At 46.8% G+C, this 17,396-nt stretch carries 17 protein-coding genes; 9 read left to right on the plus strand and 8 right to left on the minus strand.

What is annotated here, in order from left to right:
* The first annotated feature begins 28 nt into the window (after positions 1 to 28).
* The 6 genes from NST33_RS09915 (at position 29) to NST33_RS09940 (ending at position 6,317) form a co-directional block, all read left to right on the plus strand.
* Positions 29 to 805: an ABC transporter ATP-binding protein gene (locus NST33_RS09915; protein WP_221823342.1), complete on the plus strand. Its 777-nt coding sequence runs from the start codon at positions 29 to 31 to the stop codon at positions 803 to 805.
* Positions 806 to 821: 16 nt separating this feature from the next.
* On the plus strand, positions 822 to 1,595 hold the full coding sequence (locus NST33_RS09920; RefSeq protein ID WP_074094444.1) for an ABC transporter permease: 774 nt from the start codon (positions 822 to 824) through the stop codon (positions 1,593 to 1,595).
* 228 nt (positions 1,596 to 1,823) lie between these two features.
* Positions 1,824 to 2,633, plus strand: a complete 810-nt coding sequence (locus tag NST33_RS09925) for a DUF92 domain-containing protein (protein ID WP_339308661.1) — start codon at positions 1,824 to 1,826, stop codon at positions 2,631 to 2,633.
* 13 nt (positions 2,634 to 2,646) lie between these two features.
* Positions 2,647 to 3,225 carry a TetR/AcrR family transcriptional regulator gene (locus NST33_RS09930; protein WP_221823344.1) on the plus strand — a complete coding sequence of 193 codons (579 nt, stop codon included), beginning with the start codon at positions 2,647 to 2,649 and terminating at the stop codon, positions 3,223 to 3,225.
* A gap of 59 nt (positions 3,226 to 3,284) precedes the next feature.
* Entirely contained in the window at positions 3,285 to 5,216 is a 1,932-nt protein-coding gene (locus NST33_RS09935) for an ABC-F family ATP-binding cassette domain-containing protein (protein WP_339307772.1), read from the plus strand.
* 162 nt (positions 5,217 to 5,378) lie between these two features.
* Positions 5,379 to 6,317 carry a hypothetical protein gene (locus NST33_RS09940; protein WP_221823346.1) on the plus strand — a complete coding sequence of 313 codons (939 nt, stop codon included), beginning with the start codon at positions 5,379 to 5,381 and terminating at the stop codon, positions 6,315 to 6,317.
* Positions 6,318 to 6,437: 120 nt separating this feature from the next.
* On the opposite strand, the gene NST33_RS09945 is transcribed toward NST33_RS09940, so the two are convergent.
* From NST33_RS09945 to NST33_RS09965, 5 genes are all read right to left on the minus strand, one after another.
* Positions 6,438 to 7,478: a M42 family metallopeptidase gene (locus tag NST33_RS09945; protein ID WP_221823347.1), complete on the minus strand. Its 1,041-nt coding sequence runs from the start codon at positions 7,476 to 7,478 to the stop codon at positions 6,438 to 6,440.
* Between the two features lie 113 nt (positions 7,479 to 7,591).
* Positions 7,592 to 7,972: a lipopolysaccharide assembly protein LapA domain-containing protein gene (locus NST33_RS09950; protein ID WP_221823349.1), complete on the minus strand. Its 381-nt coding sequence runs from the start codon at positions 7,970 to 7,972 to the stop codon at positions 7,592 to 7,594.
* Between the two features lie 132 nt (positions 7,973 to 8,104).
* A complete protein-coding gene (gene pepF, locus NST33_RS09955; RefSeq protein WP_221823351.1) occupies positions 8,105 to 9,895 on the minus strand; it encodes an oligoendopeptidase F in 1,791 nt (596 codons plus the stop codon).
* A 213-nt stretch (positions 9,896 to 10,108) separates the two neighbouring features.
* A complete protein-coding gene (locus tag NST33_RS09960) occupies positions 10,109 to 10,294 on the minus strand; it encodes a hypothetical protein (protein WP_047842378.1) in 186 nt (61 codons plus the stop codon).
* A 3-nt stretch (positions 10,295 to 10,297) separates the two neighbouring features.
* Positions 10,298 to 10,531 carry a hypothetical protein gene (locus tag NST33_RS09965; RefSeq protein ID WP_017689395.1) on the minus strand — a complete coding sequence of 78 codons (234 nt, stop codon included), beginning with the start codon at positions 10,529 to 10,531 and terminating at the stop codon, positions 10,298 to 10,300.
* Positions 10,532 to 10,693: 162 nt separating this feature from the next.
* Here NST33_RS09965 and NST33_RS09970 point away from each other — a divergent pair, with 162 nt between their 5' ends.
* A complete protein-coding gene (locus NST33_RS09970) occupies positions 10,694 to 10,891 on the plus strand; it encodes a cold shock domain-containing protein (protein WP_017689394.1) in 198 nt (65 codons plus the stop codon).
* A gap of 154 nt (positions 10,892 to 11,045) precedes the next feature.
* Here the strand turns inward: NST33_RS09970 and NST33_RS09975 are convergent, their stop codons facing one another.
* Both NST33_RS09975 and NST33_RS09980 read right to left on the minus strand, forming a co-directional pair.
* Entirely contained in the window at positions 11,046 to 12,218 is a 1,173-nt protein-coding gene (locus NST33_RS09975) for an MFS transporter (protein ID WP_221823353.1), read from the minus strand.
* 40 nt (positions 12,219 to 12,258) lie between these two features.
* Entirely contained in the window at positions 12,259 to 13,599 is a 1,341-nt protein-coding gene (locus tag NST33_RS09980) for a multi antimicrobial extrusion protein MatE (RefSeq protein ID WP_221823355.1), read from the minus strand.
* 179 nt (positions 13,600 to 13,778) lie between these two features.
* On the opposite strand from NST33_RS09980, the gene NST33_RS09985 reads away from it, so the two are divergent.
* Positions 13,779 to 14,858, plus strand: coding sequence for a tetraprenyl-beta-curcumene synthase family protein (locus tag NST33_RS09985; protein ID WP_017689390.1), 1,080 nt, complete (start codon positions 13,779 to 13,781; stop codon positions 14,856 to 14,858).
* 53 nt (positions 14,859 to 14,911) lie between these two features.
* Positions 14,912 to 15,883 (plus strand): 6-phosphofructokinase, encoded by a 972-nt coding sequence (pfkA, locus tag NST33_RS09990; RefSeq protein WP_036609663.1) that lies wholly within the window; start codon positions 14,912 to 14,914, stop codon positions 15,881 to 15,883.
* A gap of 83 nt (positions 15,884 to 15,966) precedes the next feature.
* Here pfkA and NST33_RS09995 read toward each other — a convergent pair whose 3' ends face one another.
* Complete coding sequence (locus tag NST33_RS09995) at positions 15,967 to 17,319, minus strand: MATE family efflux transporter (RefSeq protein ID WP_221823542.1); 1,353 nt, start codon at positions 17,317 to 17,319, stop codon at positions 15,967 to 15,969.
* Positions 17,320 to 17,396 lie beyond the last annotated feature (77 nt).

A 17,396-nucleotide genomic window follows, 5' to 3' on the forward strand; every position in this document is an offset into this window, starting at 1 on the left:
TATTGAAATGAAATGGGAGGTGTCCGTTATGTCCTTACCTGCAACTGAGCATACCATTCATATTGAACAGCTTCGGAAAACGTATCATGCCCCGACCAATGGGGATGTGCATTATATCATTAAGGATGTCGATCTGGTTATCAAGGGAGGAGAGTTCTTTGTCCTGCTTGGTCCCAGTGGTTGCGGGAAGTCAACGCTGCTGAACATGATCGCGGGTTTTATTTCCAAGTCGGGCGGACAGCTCAAGGTAGACAACAAGGAGATCGACAGACCGGGCAGGGATCGGGCGATGGTGTTCCAGCAGGCGGATTCTTCTCTCTTTCCATGGCTAACCGTGAGGGAAAATGTTGAATTCGGACTTCGAATGTCCAAGGTGCCCAAGACACAACGACGTGAGATCTCTGATCGATACATCCAGCTTGTGGGACTGAGTGCTCATGAGGGGAAATTTCCGAAAGAGCTATCAGGTGGTATGAAGCAGCGTGTTCAATTGGCCCGCGTACTTGCGAATGACTCAGCGATCTTGCTGATGGATGAGCCATTCGGTGCGCTGGACGCCATGACGAGACGAACCATGCAGAAGGAACTTGTGAATATTTGGAAAGAAACACATAAAACTGTTATCTTTGTCACACACGATATTCAGGAGGCGTTATTGCTTGGGGAGCGCATAGGCATTATGTCTGTAGGTCCATCTTCGAATATCACGGATATTTACCACAACACGTTACCTTACCCGAGGAACATCGCCTCGTCTGAGTTCAACACCCTGTATGACCGAATTCAAGGCCATTTTGAAGAATAATTGAGGTGATATGTAAATGAAATGGTTGGAGAAAAAATGGGTGTCTATCCCGCTTCTATGGGTAACGGTCATCTTAATCTGGCAGCTTGGTGCCCTTATCTATGGGCCTGACGTAATCCCTGGTCCGTGGCACACGATCCTGGGAGCACGCGAACTGATTGCTGACGGTACGCTGATGGAGTATATCGGAATCAGCTTCACTCGTGTACTGGCGGGCTGGGTACTCGGAAGTATCATTGCTATTCCGGTAGGGCTGATTATTGGCAAAGTTCATCTCATCCGGCTGTTCGCGGAACCGTTCCTTAACTTTATACGTTTTATCCCGCCGATCGCCTTTATTACCTTATTTCTGGTGTGGTTCGGAATTGGTGAGCAATCCAAGATCGCGCTCATTATGTACGCAACCTTCTTCATTGTTGTGTTGAATACACTGACAGGTGTACTCTCCGTTGAAGAAGACAAAATCCGGTCGGCCCGCAGTATGGGAGCCAATGAACGGCAGATTCTGCTGCATGTGATTGTGCCGGCGACAACCCCGTATATCTTCACGGGTGTGCGACTGGCGATGGGAACCTCGTATATGGCCATAATCGGTGCTGAGATGATTGCCTCGAATGAGGGAGTGGGTTACTTAATCTGGAATTCCAGACTCTTTTTCCGAACAGATTGGATTTTTGTCGGGCTGATTTCCCTGGGTTTTATGGGATTCCTGACGGATCGATTGTTCAACTGGTTTGGTCGCAGAGTACTCTACCGATATGGGGTCATTGGAGGAGCGAAGCGGGTCTGAAACAGAACCTGGGAACACCGAATTCCAGACGTAACTTGAAAAGGGAAGTTATCTTGTTTTAACGTTTGATCAATAACCTGTTTTGGCACTTCTACACGAGGCCAAAACAGGTTTTTTGTGTGCTGGCCTCTGGAGTTTCGGCATTGACATCAAACCGTGGTATAATTGAGTTTCAAAAATACAATAAACGTCATGCGGACTGTGTATACGCTGCATGCAGGAGACATTATGGATTGGATTATTGGCGCCGTATGCGCTTCTATGGTGGCAGGTGCTGCCTATGCGAAAAAGTCGCTAACCCTGTCTGGCTGCCTGGCAGCAATTATGATGGGAACGATATATTACGGAGCGGGTAACCTGTTCTGGTTTGGCACGTTATTGTTGTTTTTCATCACTTCAACGTTGCTCTCCAGGTTTCGTAAAGATCGGAAGCAGGAGCTGGAGAAATCCTATGCCAAGTCAGGAAATCGGGATGCCGGACAAGTGATGGCTAATGGTGGGATGGGCATGTTCCTGTGTCTGGGATACTGGATATTTCCACATCCGGCATGGATATATGCTTTCATTGGCGTAATGGCTACCGTTACATCGGATACATGGGCAACCGAACTCGGGAGTCTCAGTCGTAAGCCGCCGCGCTCTGTTCTCACGTGGAAGGTACTTACTCCAGGTGCCTCAGGAGGCGTTTCACTTCTGGGTACCCTGGCTGCAGCTGTAGGCGGGGCTCTGATTGGTGCGGGAGCATTTTTCTTTTCCTGGATCGCCGGGGTAGAAGGGCTTGGGCTGCTTAGTTGGACTTTTGTTGGCCTTGTAGGCGGATTGGCAGGTGCTTTTGCCGATTCCTATCTGGGCGCAACGGTGCAGATGATGTATCGTTGTACCGTGTGTGGTCGTGAAGTTGAGGTGCATGAACATTGCGGGCATCCAACGGTTCGGGCTCGTGGCTGGTCATGGATGAGTAACGACCTGGTGAACGTGCTTAGCTCGGTCATTGGCGGATGTGTGGCGATTGGATTGGGTAACATTTTGGCGTTGTAGGAGGGAGTAACATTTGAACACTGTACATGGAGACAAATCGGAGGCTATTTTGGATGCAGCCTATGGTATCTTTGGCTCGAAGGGTTTTTATGAGACGAAGATGTCTGATATTGCAGACGAAGCTGGCATCGCAAAAGGCACCATTTATTTATATTTCAAAAGTAAGGAACAATTATTTGTAGCAGTATCCAAGCGTGACTGTAACAGTTTTATCAGTCGTCTTGAATATGCTTTGAACTCGCATGAGAACACAGGTGATAAACTTGGCGCAATAGCCAAGACCCACCTTACGTATTATTATGAGCGTCGCAATCATACCAAGCTCTTTTTTATGGCACCTAATAATGATCCGGATCTGATGCAATTTATGAAAGAATTTATGAATCAATATATGAGCATGGTGTGCGAGGTGCTGGAAAGTGCAAGTGTACCTGAGCCAGTCTTATTAGCCAAATCGTACATTGGGATTCTGGATCGTCTGAAGATGGATATTATGCTTAATCCAGAGTTCAACGAAGAAGATCTGAACAAACGAATTGCCTTCTCAGCAGCATTATTTCTGGACGGGTGTCGGTCTTTTTTGAAAACGTAAGTGCTTGTGTGGGTACGAGTAATATTGAATTCTATTTTACAGAGAAGTGGGTACGCGCAATGAACATAATGACGGTAGAACAAATTGCAAAAAGTTATGGCGAGAAAATATTGTTCAAGGACGCTTCATTTGGTATGGCTGATCAGGACAAGATTGGTGTCGTTGGGGTAAATGGAACTGGAAAATCCACGTTTTTGCGTGTGATTTCTGGTATGGAACCTGCAGATGCGGGACAGATCTCCATCAGTAATGATGTACGCATTCAGTTTCTGGCGCAAAATCCGGACTTCAATCCGGATAATACGGTACTGCAACAAGTATTCGAAGGTGACAGCATGGAAATGAAAACCGTGCGTGAATATACAGAAACGATGGAGTTATTGGAGCTCAAGTCATCTGATCCCGCGTTGCAAGAGCGACTATTACGTTTGAATCAGCAAATGGAGCAGCTTCAACTCTGGCAGATGGAGAGTGAAGCGAAGAGCATTTTGTCCAAATTGGGTATTCGTCAATTCGATGCACTGATGGGCACATTGTCGGGTGGACAACGCAAAAGGGTAGCGCTAGCGGCTGCGCTGATTCATCCTTGTGAACTGCTCATTCTGGATGAGCCAACGAACCATATTGATAATGACTCGGTAGTATGGCTCGAGCAGTACTTGCAGAAGCGCCGCGGCGCACTGCTTATGATTACGCATGATCGGTATTTCCTGGATCGTGTGGCGAATGTCATGCTTGAATTGGATCATGGTCGTTTGTTCCGATATGAAGCCAACTATACACGTTTCCTGGAACTGAAGGCGGAGCGGGAAGAACGTGAAGCTTCTTCTGAACAGAAGCGTAAGAACCTGCTTCGGACGGAGCTTGCGTGGATTCGTCGCGGTGCCAAGGCACGCACAACGAAACAAAAAGCGAGAATTGATCGCTTCGAACAACTCAAAGATCAACAAGGAATCCAGCGCTCGGGCTCATTGGAAGTATCGGTCGGTTCCACTCGTTTGGGTAAAAAGATACTGGAGATCGAGCATCTTTCCAAATCCGTCGGTGGTCGCACACTGATCGAAGATCTGAGTTATATTGCCGTACCTGGTGATCGGGTAGGCATTGTCGGACCGAATGGTAGTGGTAAGTCCACGCTGTTACAGATGATATCTGGCAAGTTGGAACCCGATGCTGGAGTGGTTGACGTCGGCCCTACAGTCAATCTGGGTTATTTCACACAGGAACATCAAGAGATGGATGAATCACTTCGTGTGATTGAGTACATCAAGGAAGTGGCCGAGAATGTGAAAACGGCCGATGGCTCTCTGATTACAGCATCCCAGATGCTGGAGCGCTTCCTGTTTACCCCGGCTTCCCAGTGGACGCCAATCTCCCGTCTGTCTGGTGGAGAGAAGCGTCGCCTGTATCTGCTGCGTGTGCTGATGGCTGCGCCGAATGTATTGCTCCTGGATGAGCCGACGAATGATCTGGACATCCAGACACTCGCTGTACTTGAAGACTATCTGGATGATTTTCCGGGTGTTGTTTTTGTGGTATCCCATGATCGCTATTTCCTTGATCGTACTGTGGATAAAGTGCTGTCTTTTGAGGGCAATGGTGCTGTACGTGTACACGTCGGCGACTACAGTGAATATGCAGAATGGATGCTGAAAAATGCGCCTGGAGCTAATCAAGAGAGTGATACAGGAGCAGCGAAGGTGAAGCAGTCATCAGATAAAACGACGCCTGCTGTGTCAGCGGCTAAACCGAAGTTGAAATTCAGCTTCAAGGAGCAACGTGAATACGACCAGATTGATGAAAATATTGAGAAGGCTGAAGCCAATCTCGTCCGGATTAACAAAGAGATAGAAGAGTCATTTAGTGATTCTGCCCGTCTGCAGGAGTTGATGGCTGAGCAAGCTGAGGCTGAGCGCCATCTGGACGAATTGATGGAACGCTGGACCGTTCTGAATGAACTTGCAGAGCAGATTGAACAGAGCAAGTCTTGATTTATAACTAAACATCGCCCTTTCTTCTATAGTGACTTTATGTCGCATTGGAGAAAAGGGCGATTTTTTTGTCTGTGAATTGCGCATTAAAGTGAAACGTTCTGTATGCTCATTACGTTTTATAAGTAAAGAATTCCATAGAAGGGAGAGAACACCGCACTTATGTATAAGGAAATTAATCAACAGTTGGCAGTGCTCAAGGAAAAGGGGAGAATTTACGAGAAATGGACCAAACGTTTGGAGAAGCTTCAAACGGAGGAAACTGAATGGGAAGCAAAGGTAAAACGTCGTCTGGAGCATCTCCAGAAGGAGCAGAAGGACGTTGAGCGATTGAACAGCATGACATTGTCAGCATTTTTCTATCAACTGATTGGCAAAAAGACGGAACGTCTGGAGAAGGAAGAGCTCGAACTCATGGAGAGCAAGGCTGCATACGACACCGCTTGTCGCATGTTACAAGACGTACAGGAGCAACGAATCCATGTGGAGCAGGAGTTGGAGGGTCAACGGCAGTATCAGTACTGGAAAAGCGATTACAACGCTCTGTGGGGGAAGAAGGAAGGTCGACTGCTGGACCAGGATGCGGAATTGCAACAGATGGCTGAGAATCGGGAACATCTGGCGAGCGAGCTACAGGAACTGGATGAAGCTTTCCGGGAGGGAGAGTATCTGGTTGATGCCCTTGAACGTGCCGAGAAGGCTTTGTCTTCGGCAGGTAATTGGGGCGTATATGACATGATGGGCGGTGGGGTCATCTCCACGCATATCAAGCGAGGACGAATGGATGACGCTCAGGTCGCCATCATGGATGCAGGTAAGCGTCTACGACGTTTTCAGAAGGAACTGGAGGATGTAGAGATGGCTGTACACGCGGATCTGCATCTGGGAGGTCTGCTTTCATTCGCAGACTATTTCTTCGATAACCTCTTTGTGGACTGGATGGTTCAGGACAAAATTCGCAAAGCCGAACGTCAGGTGAAGGATGGACTAAGCGCGGTTAGGAAGACCATGCATGTGTTAAGAAATGAAATACATGACCATAAGGCAGAGTTAGAGATATTGGATCGTAAATATCATGCATATGTGGAACAGGCAGATTAAGAGATATGACAACAAAGGCCCCTTCCAAGCACACCGAATTGCTGTGCTTGGAAGGGGCCTTCTGCTTAGACGAACATGTGGTTGTTATCCATGACAATTTCGTCGATCAATGATTCTGTTTTACTTGGTTGTAATGTAGGCTGCGAGCAATCGTGCCGTATTCAGTACAGCATCCTTATGCGTACGCTCCATGGAATGAGATGCGTGAACCCCCGGACCGATCAGTGCTGCTCGGATATTGTTTCCTCCCCGTAATGCTGCACTGCCATCTGAGCCATAGTGGGGATAAATGTCCACGACGTAATCCATCCCATCCTGTTTGGCCAGTTCAATGAGACGACTGGTCATATCGTAGTCATACGGGCCAGAAGAATCTTTGGCACATATGGAAACGTCAGTTTCTTTACAGCTCAGGTCATCGCCCATGGCTCCCATGTCTACAGCGATCATTTCACTGATTTCCGCAGGGATATACGATGCGCCATGTCCAACTTCTTCATAGTTCGAGATAAGCAGAGAGACGTTATGTAATGGTTGCCAACCTTCACGATGTGCAGACTCAAGGATGCCAAAGAGGGCAGCTACGCTGGCTTTGTCGTCCAGATGACGTGATTTGATATAACCACTCGGCGTGATGACTGCGCGAGCATCAAAGGAGATAAAGTCGCCGACAGAGATCCCGAGTTTCAACACATCTTCCTTGGAGGAGACAACTTCATCGATTCGAACTTCCATATGGCTCTCAGTCCGTTCAAATGTGCGTGCATCCGGATAGACGTGGACAGACGGATGAAGGGAGAGAATGGTGCCTGTGTATGTCTTTCCATCCCGAGTATGGATGCTGCAATATTCGTTTTCGATACTTTGCATGGAAAATCCACCGACAGAGGTGAGCTTCAATGTGCCATAGGATGTAACCGAGCGTACCATGGCCCCTAGCGTATCCACATGGGCGCTTAAAGCGATTGTCTTGGACGAATCCTGTCCGGGCAATGTAAGCACCGCACCGCCCTTGTTATTCAGCTCACAGGCGATGCCCAGTGCTGCTGCTTCCTTCCAGATCATCTCGATAATATGATGTGTGTAACCACTTGGACTTGGTGTGTCCAGCAATTTTTTCAGAAAAGACAGAACGTATGATTCATCAATTGTAAAACTCATTGTGTAATTTCCTCCTCGGATCGTGGGTATGGTGTGAAACAAAATACAGCCTGTCTGGGGGAGAGAATGTGATACTACCATTCCTGACTCGCCAGCAGGCTGTCTCTGATTGGTTACAGTGTTCCCGTAGGGTTTTCTTTTCGCTGACTCTGGATCGAATCCTTCTCCAAAAGACTATCGGATTTATTTGAGTCAATCGAATCCATCGAATTGAAAGAATCCAATGTAGATTTGCTTGTCGCGGAACTTTCCAATTCAGATACACGCAATTTCAGTTGTTTATTTTCACGTTGCAGTCTGTATTGGCGATAGATGCCATATGACCCTACAATAATTCCACCGATCAGGGTACAGCCGAGAATGAGCAAGATCAGAGGGATTTGTACCGTGTTAAATAACAGGTTGACTTGTACGGAATCCACATTAATGACCGCAAAGATTCCCGTGAGCAGTGCAAAAACAAGACCTGCTATGAGTGCCCATTGCATTTTCATGGTGTTGCCTCCTTGTTGAACAATTGAGAACTAGATATGCATTACCCATATTCGGGTAGGTTGCATCTTGCAATGATGATAAAATCCCCTGCCCAAACGGGCAAGGGATGCAGGTCACATGGATAGACAACCTTATTTGGTTAGTTGCTCCATCTGTTCAATCAATTCCTTGAACACACTCATAGCTTCACGAATTGGCTGTGGTGTAGACATATCCACACCTGCTTTTTTCAAAATGTTGATGGAGTAATCACTGCCACCGCTCTTCAGGAAGCCAAGATAACGGTCAACAGCCGGTTGGCCTTCTTCCAAGATTTGCTTGGAAAAGCTTGTCGCTGCGGAGAAGCCTGTAGCATATTTGTAAACGTAGAAGCTGTTATAGAAGTGGGGAATACGAGCCCATTCCATTTCAATTTCTTTGTCGACAGCCATGCCTTTTCCGTGATATTTAACGTTCAGATCATAATAGATCTCGGATAACAATTGTGGTGTTAATGCGTCACCTTGTTCCGCACGTTCATGAATGATTTTCTCGAATTCAGCAAACATGGTCTGACGGAATACCGTTGTACGGAATTGGTCGGCATAATAGGTCAACAGATACAATTTTTCCTTTGGATCTGTTGATTTGTTAAGCAGATAATCCATCAGCAACGCTTCGTTGGTTGTGGATGCAACCTCAGCCAGGAAGATGGTGTACTGGGCATCACGATACGGAAGTGTTGTATCCGAGTAATGTGAATGCAGAGCGTGACCCATTTCATGTGCGAGTGTGAACATGCTGTTCAGGTTATCTTTGTGATTCAACAAGACATACGGGTGAGTGCCGTAAGCGCCCCAGGCATATGCGCCTGAACGTTTATTTTCATTCTCATATATATCGATCCAGCGGTTATCATATCCAGTCTGCAATGCGTCAGCATAATCCTTGCCGAGTGGTTTCAGACCGTCTTTGACCGTTTGTTTCGCTTCCTCATAGGTAATGTCCATTTTGTATTCGTCTACGAGTGGAGCGAACAGATCGTACATGTGCAATTGATCCACACCCAGCAACTTTTTGCGCAGGTCCATATAACGATGCAATAACGGAAGGCTCTCGTGAATGGTGTCTACCAGATTGGTATACACATCCGTTGGGATGTTATCTCCGTATAAGGACATTTCCATCACGGAAGGGTACTTCCGAACATTAGCATAGAACATATTTTTGGTGACATTTGCATTCAAGGCTGCAGCTATTGTGTTCTTCTGTTTGGCATAGGTTTCATATACCGCTTTGAAGGCGCGTTCGCGAACTTCACGATTAGGATTCTCCAGGAACTGAATGTAGCTACCGTGTGTCAGCTCAACTTCGTTACCATGTTCATCCTTGATTCGGGGGAACTTGAGATCAGCATTATTCAGCATGCTAAAGATTGTCTGTGGTGCTTGTGAAAGGTTGCCTACCTGTGCAAGCAAAGCCTCTTCTGCTTGGCTAAGAACGTGGGCTTTTTCGCGTTTCATCTCTTCCAGCGTAAATGTATAAGCAGAGAGTTTTTCGTTCGCAATAAATGCATCCAACTGGTCATCTGGCAGGGAAAGAATCTCCGGTGTGACAAAAGAAAGTGCTTCACCAACCCGTACGCCTAATTTCTGGGCTTTTTGGGACAGGTTTTGATATGTAGGATTTGCTGTGTCTTCATCTTGATGCATACGTGCGTACACAAAGAGGCGTTCTATTTTGAGGCTGATCTCATCTTCAAATTCGAAGCAAGATTTGAGTACATCAGGTTGATTCAGTTTGCCTTGGAATTCGGAGGCCTTCTTGGTCAAAGACGATACTTCTTCATATTCCTGATCCCAGGCTTTCTGATCGGCAAATAAATCTTCCAGTTTCCAGCTATGTTCAGCCGGTACCTCGGAACGTTTCAATAATTGACTCATGGAAATCCTCCTTTGATGATCTGATGAATGTATGGACGAAGCTGCCTTCGTCGCACTCGCGTGTGCGGAGAGAGACGAAGGAATCAGACTAAGTACCAGGATAACAGATAGCGATTTCTGGTATTTCAACGGCCTTCCTCCTTACGATACGAATAATCTCGTATAGTATGACCTTAGGCACGTTGAAATATTTGAATATCTGGGTCCCCGTTATTAGGTTCCCATGTTATACAGAAAATAAACGATCAGGAAAAAGGCAAAACAAATGAGCAGTGTAGCAATAAGAGCCATTCCCCGTCTCAGTCGATCCGGGATGGAATTCCGTCCCAGAATAAGCACAATACCAAGGGAGAAGGCAAGGATAATAAAGATGACGACATTGCTTGAGTCAAGCTGCATGGGTTAGACCCCTTTGAAGGCAGCCATCAATTGACGCCATTCATCCTCACGGTTCTCAAAATCTGCTTTTGGGAAACGGCGTTCAGCCCAGTGCATTAATGCAGGACGGCTAAGGAAAGTATGGCATTCTTCGCCCCACTCTTCCGAAATTTCTCGCAGTACGAGATATTTGCCTTGAACTTCTACGGTCATCATATTCCACTTGTCTGTTTTGTATATTTCATGTTTTTTTATCATAGGTAGTCTCCAAACTAACGGTTTTGGTAAAATGATACCGTACCCTACGATTCAAAGCAAATTTTTTCGACATTTATGGAAAGATAAATTGCAAAATGGAAGCCCATACAGTATAATAAGGGTATTCGCCATAGATGGCGATATTTTTAGGAGGTTTTTCATTTGAAAGGTACAGTTAAATGGTTTAACGCAGAAAAAGGCTATGGCTTTATTTCAGTTGAAGGCGGCGAGGACGTATTCGTACATTTCTCCGCAATCCAAGGAGACGGCTTCAAAACATTGGAAGAAGGTCAAGCGGTAGAATTCGAAATTACTGATGGAAACCGTGGTCCTCAAGCAGCTAACGTAAACAAACTGTAAGAATTTTTCCGGTCAACGGACTTCTTATATATGATAAATTTATAGCTGAATATTAGAACCTAAGCACAGTCCCCCATGGGAGGCTGTGCTTTTTTTGATTCTAAAATTTCCAGTGTAAATATCGGTTGAATATGGAGTATGTTTCCCTGTGGTTTCAGGATACACGATTGGTCATGCTGGACCATAACTTCAATCCGAAACCGATCAATGCAGCCAGGGAGAAAGCCATAGCGGTGAGATAGAAGGTTTGTCTGCCTGCATGTTCCAGCAGCAGTCCGCCCAACGTTCCACTAAGAAGTCCCGAAGCACTGGACCAGACAATGGTGAACAAAGCCATACCCGTTGCTCTGTAGCCGTCCGGAACTAGGCGAATGATGTAGCGGACCGCCGTAACGTAGAAAATACCAAAGGTAACACTATGCATCGTCTGAATGGCAACGACAGCTGCAGGTGTATCGGATATGGACATAAGAAGCAAACGAACTGTATACATCAGTGCAGCAAAAGCGATTAGTGGCAGTTCCTTATAACGGTTTCCATACTTGCTAAGCAGCAGGAAAATGGGAATTTCACTTACGGAAGAGATCAGCAAAGACCAGCCGATCAGCCCCTCGCTGGCACCCAGATCTTTTAGCGTGATGGTAAGAAATGCTTCGTTCATGCGATGTCCCATGGCAAGCAAAAATACACAGCCAAAAAAGGTGAGCACATCTCTGCGTTTCAGAATAGCCCATAACCCCGATAGATCCATTTTGCTACTATTCCCTGAAGGTTGATCCTTCAATTGAAAACTGATCAATAATGTAGTGGCAGCAAGACCGACGCAAAGCCATATCGTCCATCCTGGACCGAAAGATCCAAGGAAATACCCGATACTTAATGCAAAGAAGGCATAACCGATCGATCCGAAGACTCGAATGGAAGTGAAATTTCGGCCGTACTTGCTGGCCGTTGTAATAGCCATCGTATCGGAGAGTGGATAGACCGGATAATAGAAAAAGTAAAACAAAGTCACGAGTACAAATACCTGACCGAAAGTTGTCGCGTTGGCAAGCATGATCCCTGTGATCAATTGACCACCAAGCAGAATGATCATTACTTTGCGTACCGTTTGGTAGCGGTCGCTGGCCATGCTCCAGAACATATTGGAGAACACAGAGATGAGGGGGCCAATTCCGTAGAGATATCCAATCTCAGCCCGACTGAAGCCCAGATGACTGAAGTAAAGCTGGAAGTAGGATACCACCAGAACGGTGGAACCAAAGATGGTGAACATGAGAGCCCGCAGCCAGTTCTGATCCGGGCGGGCGTTGTGACTTAATTTCATGATGAGAGACTCCAATCTTGATAACAATTCAATGATTTTATTACCCTTTCAGGGATGTTGATTTACGGGCTTTCGGCACAGACATCGTAGGTTCTTGCTTCGTGCGCCGGATGACAAGCCAGACAATGACAAGTTCGGCGAGCAGGCCAAGGGATTGGGCAATAGCTCCAATCATGCCGTTCCACGCAGGGAAAATACTAACCAGTATAAGCAGCACAATTACCGTGCAGATTGCATTCGCCGTTTGCGAACGAAACATCGTTTTTGTCTGACCGCGAAGCAGAATGAGGCCATTGCTGAAATCCAGAAAAGGGAAGATCAGCGGAAATAAGACAAACGCACGCAGTGTCCACAGACTTTGTTCCAACAGTTCGCCCTGAACGCTCATGACATTTTCAAGTACCCATGGTCCCAAGGGGGTATAGGCAATCGACACCATCATCGCAAACGGAATAAATCCGGTGACAAGTGCGAATTTTCGTACCAGTTTGGCATCCACAAGGTAGAAATTCAGCACGATCTGATGGATGTATGTAAAGAAGCTTAGCATCAACTGCATCAGACTGCTTGCTATGGCAAAGGATGAAATGGCTAGTGCGATCCCGGTCGTTTTGCCAAGTACGATGTTAATAACCGGTCCTATGAACAGCGCTACAAAGCTGGATAACAGCAGTGGCTTATAAAAGCGAAATACGTCTCCCTTGCTCTCGACGGGATGATCCTCAAGCTTGGCTGGCATCTTGCGCTTGATGCTGTTTCCCTCCAGAAAGCTGACGAGCGCTTCAATCATCATGCCAGCAGCAAAAATGATAGCGCCTACACGTCCACTGTCAATGCTGTCTGTGTATATGAAATAGAGGGATAGGCCGTACATGCCGGCTAAACGGAATACCATGCCGATGGTTAACCACTTGGTGCGGTTATTCGTAATGATGATCCCCTGATAGATGTTGCGGATCACTGAAAAGATACTCACATACATGAGAATTTCATATACGTCGATGACTTTGGTCAGCAGATCCGGACTTACACCAAACAAGTATTTGAACACCCCGGTACCAACGGGAGAGTATACGATGAGAAACCCAATGAGAAGCACACAGGCAAGAAATATTTTGGTCACAAACGTGAGGGCCTGAAAGGAAAGGCGATCGCGAACCAGTGCGGAACAGGTTTGCCGCAGCAGGGTGGAGGGGCGTTCCGTGAGGGTTAACAAGCTACCGGCGATGGCATAGCTGGCAATAACCGTCTCGGGATGAGCGGAACGTGCTAATGTGCTGTTTATGATGACGTGAGAAATGGTGACGAGAGAGGCGGAAATGCCAAGTGGCACAAAAAAAGAAAATAACCGTCTCCACGAAAGTGATTCACTTGACGACATGTCAACGACTCCTTTGATGGATGAAATATGGATAGTATATCACAAAGCTTTGAACGCCGATGCGATTTTTTATGCGGAATATGCGGCAGATCATTTGTACAATTAAAGGGATCATATTATAATAGGAATGGTTAAAAATCGCTCTAATACGTATTCAACCAAGTGGAGGCACATTTATTTTGAGCCAATCAAATCGAAAACGTCATCAATATCCGCGTGGACCGCTGGCATTGATGAGAGGGGTGTACAAATACACCATTCCGGAAACACGGAAGGCACTGAATGGATGGCGTGCTCAAGCTGAGGCGATTCCGAATGAGGAGTTGCGTACACAGGCACTTGCCAGTCTGAAGGATAAACAGTTTCACTGTGAAGGCGGAACCGTCTACGCATTAGCTGATTTGCCCAATAGGCACATTCTGATTCCGCTGATCGTTTCATATCAAACTATTAGTGATTATTTGGACAATCTGTGCGACCGCAGCACCTCGATGGACCCGGATGATTTTCGTCTTCTCCATCAATCCATGCTTGATGCGGTAGATCCCGAAGCAATTCCCGTCAATTATTATGCCCTCCGTGAGGAGCAGGATGACGGTGGATATCTGCGGAATCTGGTGACCACATGTCAGGAACTGACCCGTCAGTTACCAGGCTATACGTCCGCCAAGCCCCAAATTCAGGATCTGGCAGGCCTATACACGGACCTGCAGGTATATAAGCATATCAAGCCGGAACTGAGAGAAACGGCACTGCTCGAATGGTGGTCGGAGCATCGTCATCGCACACCTCAGTTTCGTTGGAACGAATTCGCTGCTGCAACTGGCTCTACACTGGGCGTTTTCATGCTGTTTCTGGCTGCGAGTGACGATCAGTTGACTGAAGAGCAAGCGGCCTCGATCCATACGGCCTATTTCCCACATGTATGCGCATTGCACATTATGCTCGATTATTTAATTGATCAGGATGAGGACCGCATCGGGGGAGATCTCAACTTCTGCAACTATTATGAGAATGTGGAGACAATGCTGGACCGAATTGCTTTTATTGTGGAGATGGCACGCAGTGATGTACAGAAGATTCCGGGAAGCTCCTTTCACCGGATGATCATCGAAGGACTGATTGCCATTTACCTGTCTGATCCCAAAGTCAGCGAACAACAGGAAGTTCGCGTTGTATCCAAACGTCTGCTGAAAAATAGTCCGATCACAAGAATATTTTTCTTCATTTTCAGTCGCTGGATACGGAAAAATATGTAAGTCAGGTGTGATATTGCGGAGCCTGAAGTGAAACTAGAGGAGGAAGAAACATCATGACAGCAGTAAAGAAAATCGCAGTATTAACGAGCGGTGGTGATTCACAGGGGATGAACGCGGCTGTTCGTGCGGTTGTTCGCAGCGGACTGTTTCACGGTCTCGAAGTATTTGGAGTTCAACGTGGATACCAGGGTCTTTTGAATAATGACATTTTCCCAATGGATTTGCGGAGTGTAGGGGATATCATCCAACGTGGGGGAACGGTTCTTCAATCGGCACGTTGCAAGGAGTTCTATACCGCTGAAGGTCAGCAAAAAGGTGCGGACATTCTGCGTGCGCGTGGCATTGACGGTCTGGTTGTTATCGGTGGGGATGGTTCCTACAACGGTGCGAATAAACTGAGCAAGCTGGGCATTAACACCATGGGTCTGCCAGGAACGATTGATAACGACGTTTCATTCACCGACTATACCATCGGATTTGATACAGCTGTAAGCATAGTAGTTGATGCAGTAAACAAATTACGTGATACGATGTCTTCACACGAACGTTCTTCCATCGTTGAAGTTATGGGTCGTCACTGTGGGGATATCGCTCTGCATGCCGGACTTGCTTCGGGTGCTGAAACGATTCTTGTCCCAGAAGTTCCATTTGATATGGACGAAGTAGCAGATCGGATGAAAGCTAACTTTGCACATGGCAAACGTCACAGTATTATCATCGTTGCAGAAGGCGTAGGCAAAGGTGAGGATGTAGCAAAAGAACTGATGGAACGTTGCCCAACGTATGAGCCACGTGTAACCGTTCTGGGTCACATTCAGCGTGGGGGTACGCCAACACCTTTCGACCGTAACCTGGCAAGCCGTCTTGGCGATTTCGCTGTTCGCAGTCTGATCGCAGGCGAGACAGACAAAGGTTGTGGCATTATCAAGGGTGAACTTACCCTGACGGATATTGATAAAGTGGTTAACACAAAAAAAGATTTCGATATGGTGACTTACGAGCTTGCACAACGTTTGTCCCAATAATTCGATTCATACGCAAAGAGCACAATCCCGCTTTAACGTGGATTGTGCTCTTTTTGTTGTTTCACGGAGTGAGTATATCAATGTTACGCCTTGCGGAGTGCGGCTTGTTTTTGTACCCGAAAGAGTCTCCAGAGAAGCGCTGTTGCTCCTACAGCAAGGCCGGCAATAAGGCCGATCCAGTATCCGAAGGCACCGAGTGAAGTATACGTAGCAGTTAGATAACCTACAGGCAACCCAATAATCCAATACGCTACAAACGTAATGATCAATGCCGGGTTAACATCTTTGTAGCCACGTAGTGCTCCTTGGGTTGGTGTAGCAATCGCATCTGAGATCTGAAAGAAAATGGCGTAGATGAGGAAATGCTGCGTAAGTGCAATGACCTCTCGATCGTTTGAATACACGCCTGCAATCTGTTCGCCGAACACAATCAACACGATCGCTGTCAGCAGTGATAGCCCAATGGCCCCACCTATTCCGAGCAGGCTGTATTGTTTGGCGTCTCTCAGACGCCCGGCACCTGCCTCGAAGCCCACAAGGATCGTAAGAGCCATACATATACTCACAGGCAGCATGTAGAGCGTAGAAGCGAAATTCAGCGCCGCTTGGTGTGCAGCAATTGTTGTGGTATCGAAACGGCTCATCATTAAAGTCACAGCAGCAAAGATGGACGTTTCGAAAAAAGTCGCAAATCCGATGGGCACTCCAATCTTGAGTAACTCTTTCCATTTGGACAATGAGACACGGGTCCATTGACGGAAAATGCCATACTGGGCGAAAGGTTCGACCCGATGGACAAAAAAGAGACTAATAAGAAAGATCAGCCAGTATGTACATGCTGTAGCCACACCGGCACCAACACCGCCCAATTGGGGGAAACCCCAGCGGCCGAATATCAGCAGATAATTCAGTAAGATGTTAACGGGCAGGGAGACCAACGTAATGAACATCGTAGTCCGTGTCTGGCCAAGTGCATCCATGAAGCTGCGCAGCACCGTATATCCGAAGAGTGGGATAATGCCAAAAGCAAGTGCGCACAGAAAATAGAAGGCGACTTGGGCAACCCGAGGTTCCAAAGGCATTCCGTTCAGTATAGGGCCAAGTAACAACGCCCCGGCTCCGATCACGACGAGACTGACAGCAATTCCAAGATACAGCGCCTGGATGACGTTATACCCGATCTGATCATTACGTTTGGAACCTAACAGATGGGAAACGACAGGTGTAATACCGATCAAAATCCCGCTTAGTCCAGTTTGAACGGGCATCCATAGACTTGTGCCAATCGCAACTCCTGCAAGGTCGGCCGGAGAAAACTTGCCTGACATATTGGTGTCAAAGAACGACATGGCAGAGAGGGCGATTTGAGTGGTGAAGATGGGCAAAAATATAATCAGGAATTGCTTCACTTTTTGGGAAAAACTTGTTGTGTTCATGTTCACTGGCAGTGCCTCGCTATTCTAAAGAGATGTCATCCAAGTGTCATGTCTGGACAGCTATACATTGTAGTGGA

Source organism: Paenibacillus sp. FSL L8-0435, assembly GCF_037965655.1.
Taxonomy (GTDB): Bacteria; Bacillota; Bacilli; order Paenibacillales; family Paenibacillaceae; genus Paenibacillus.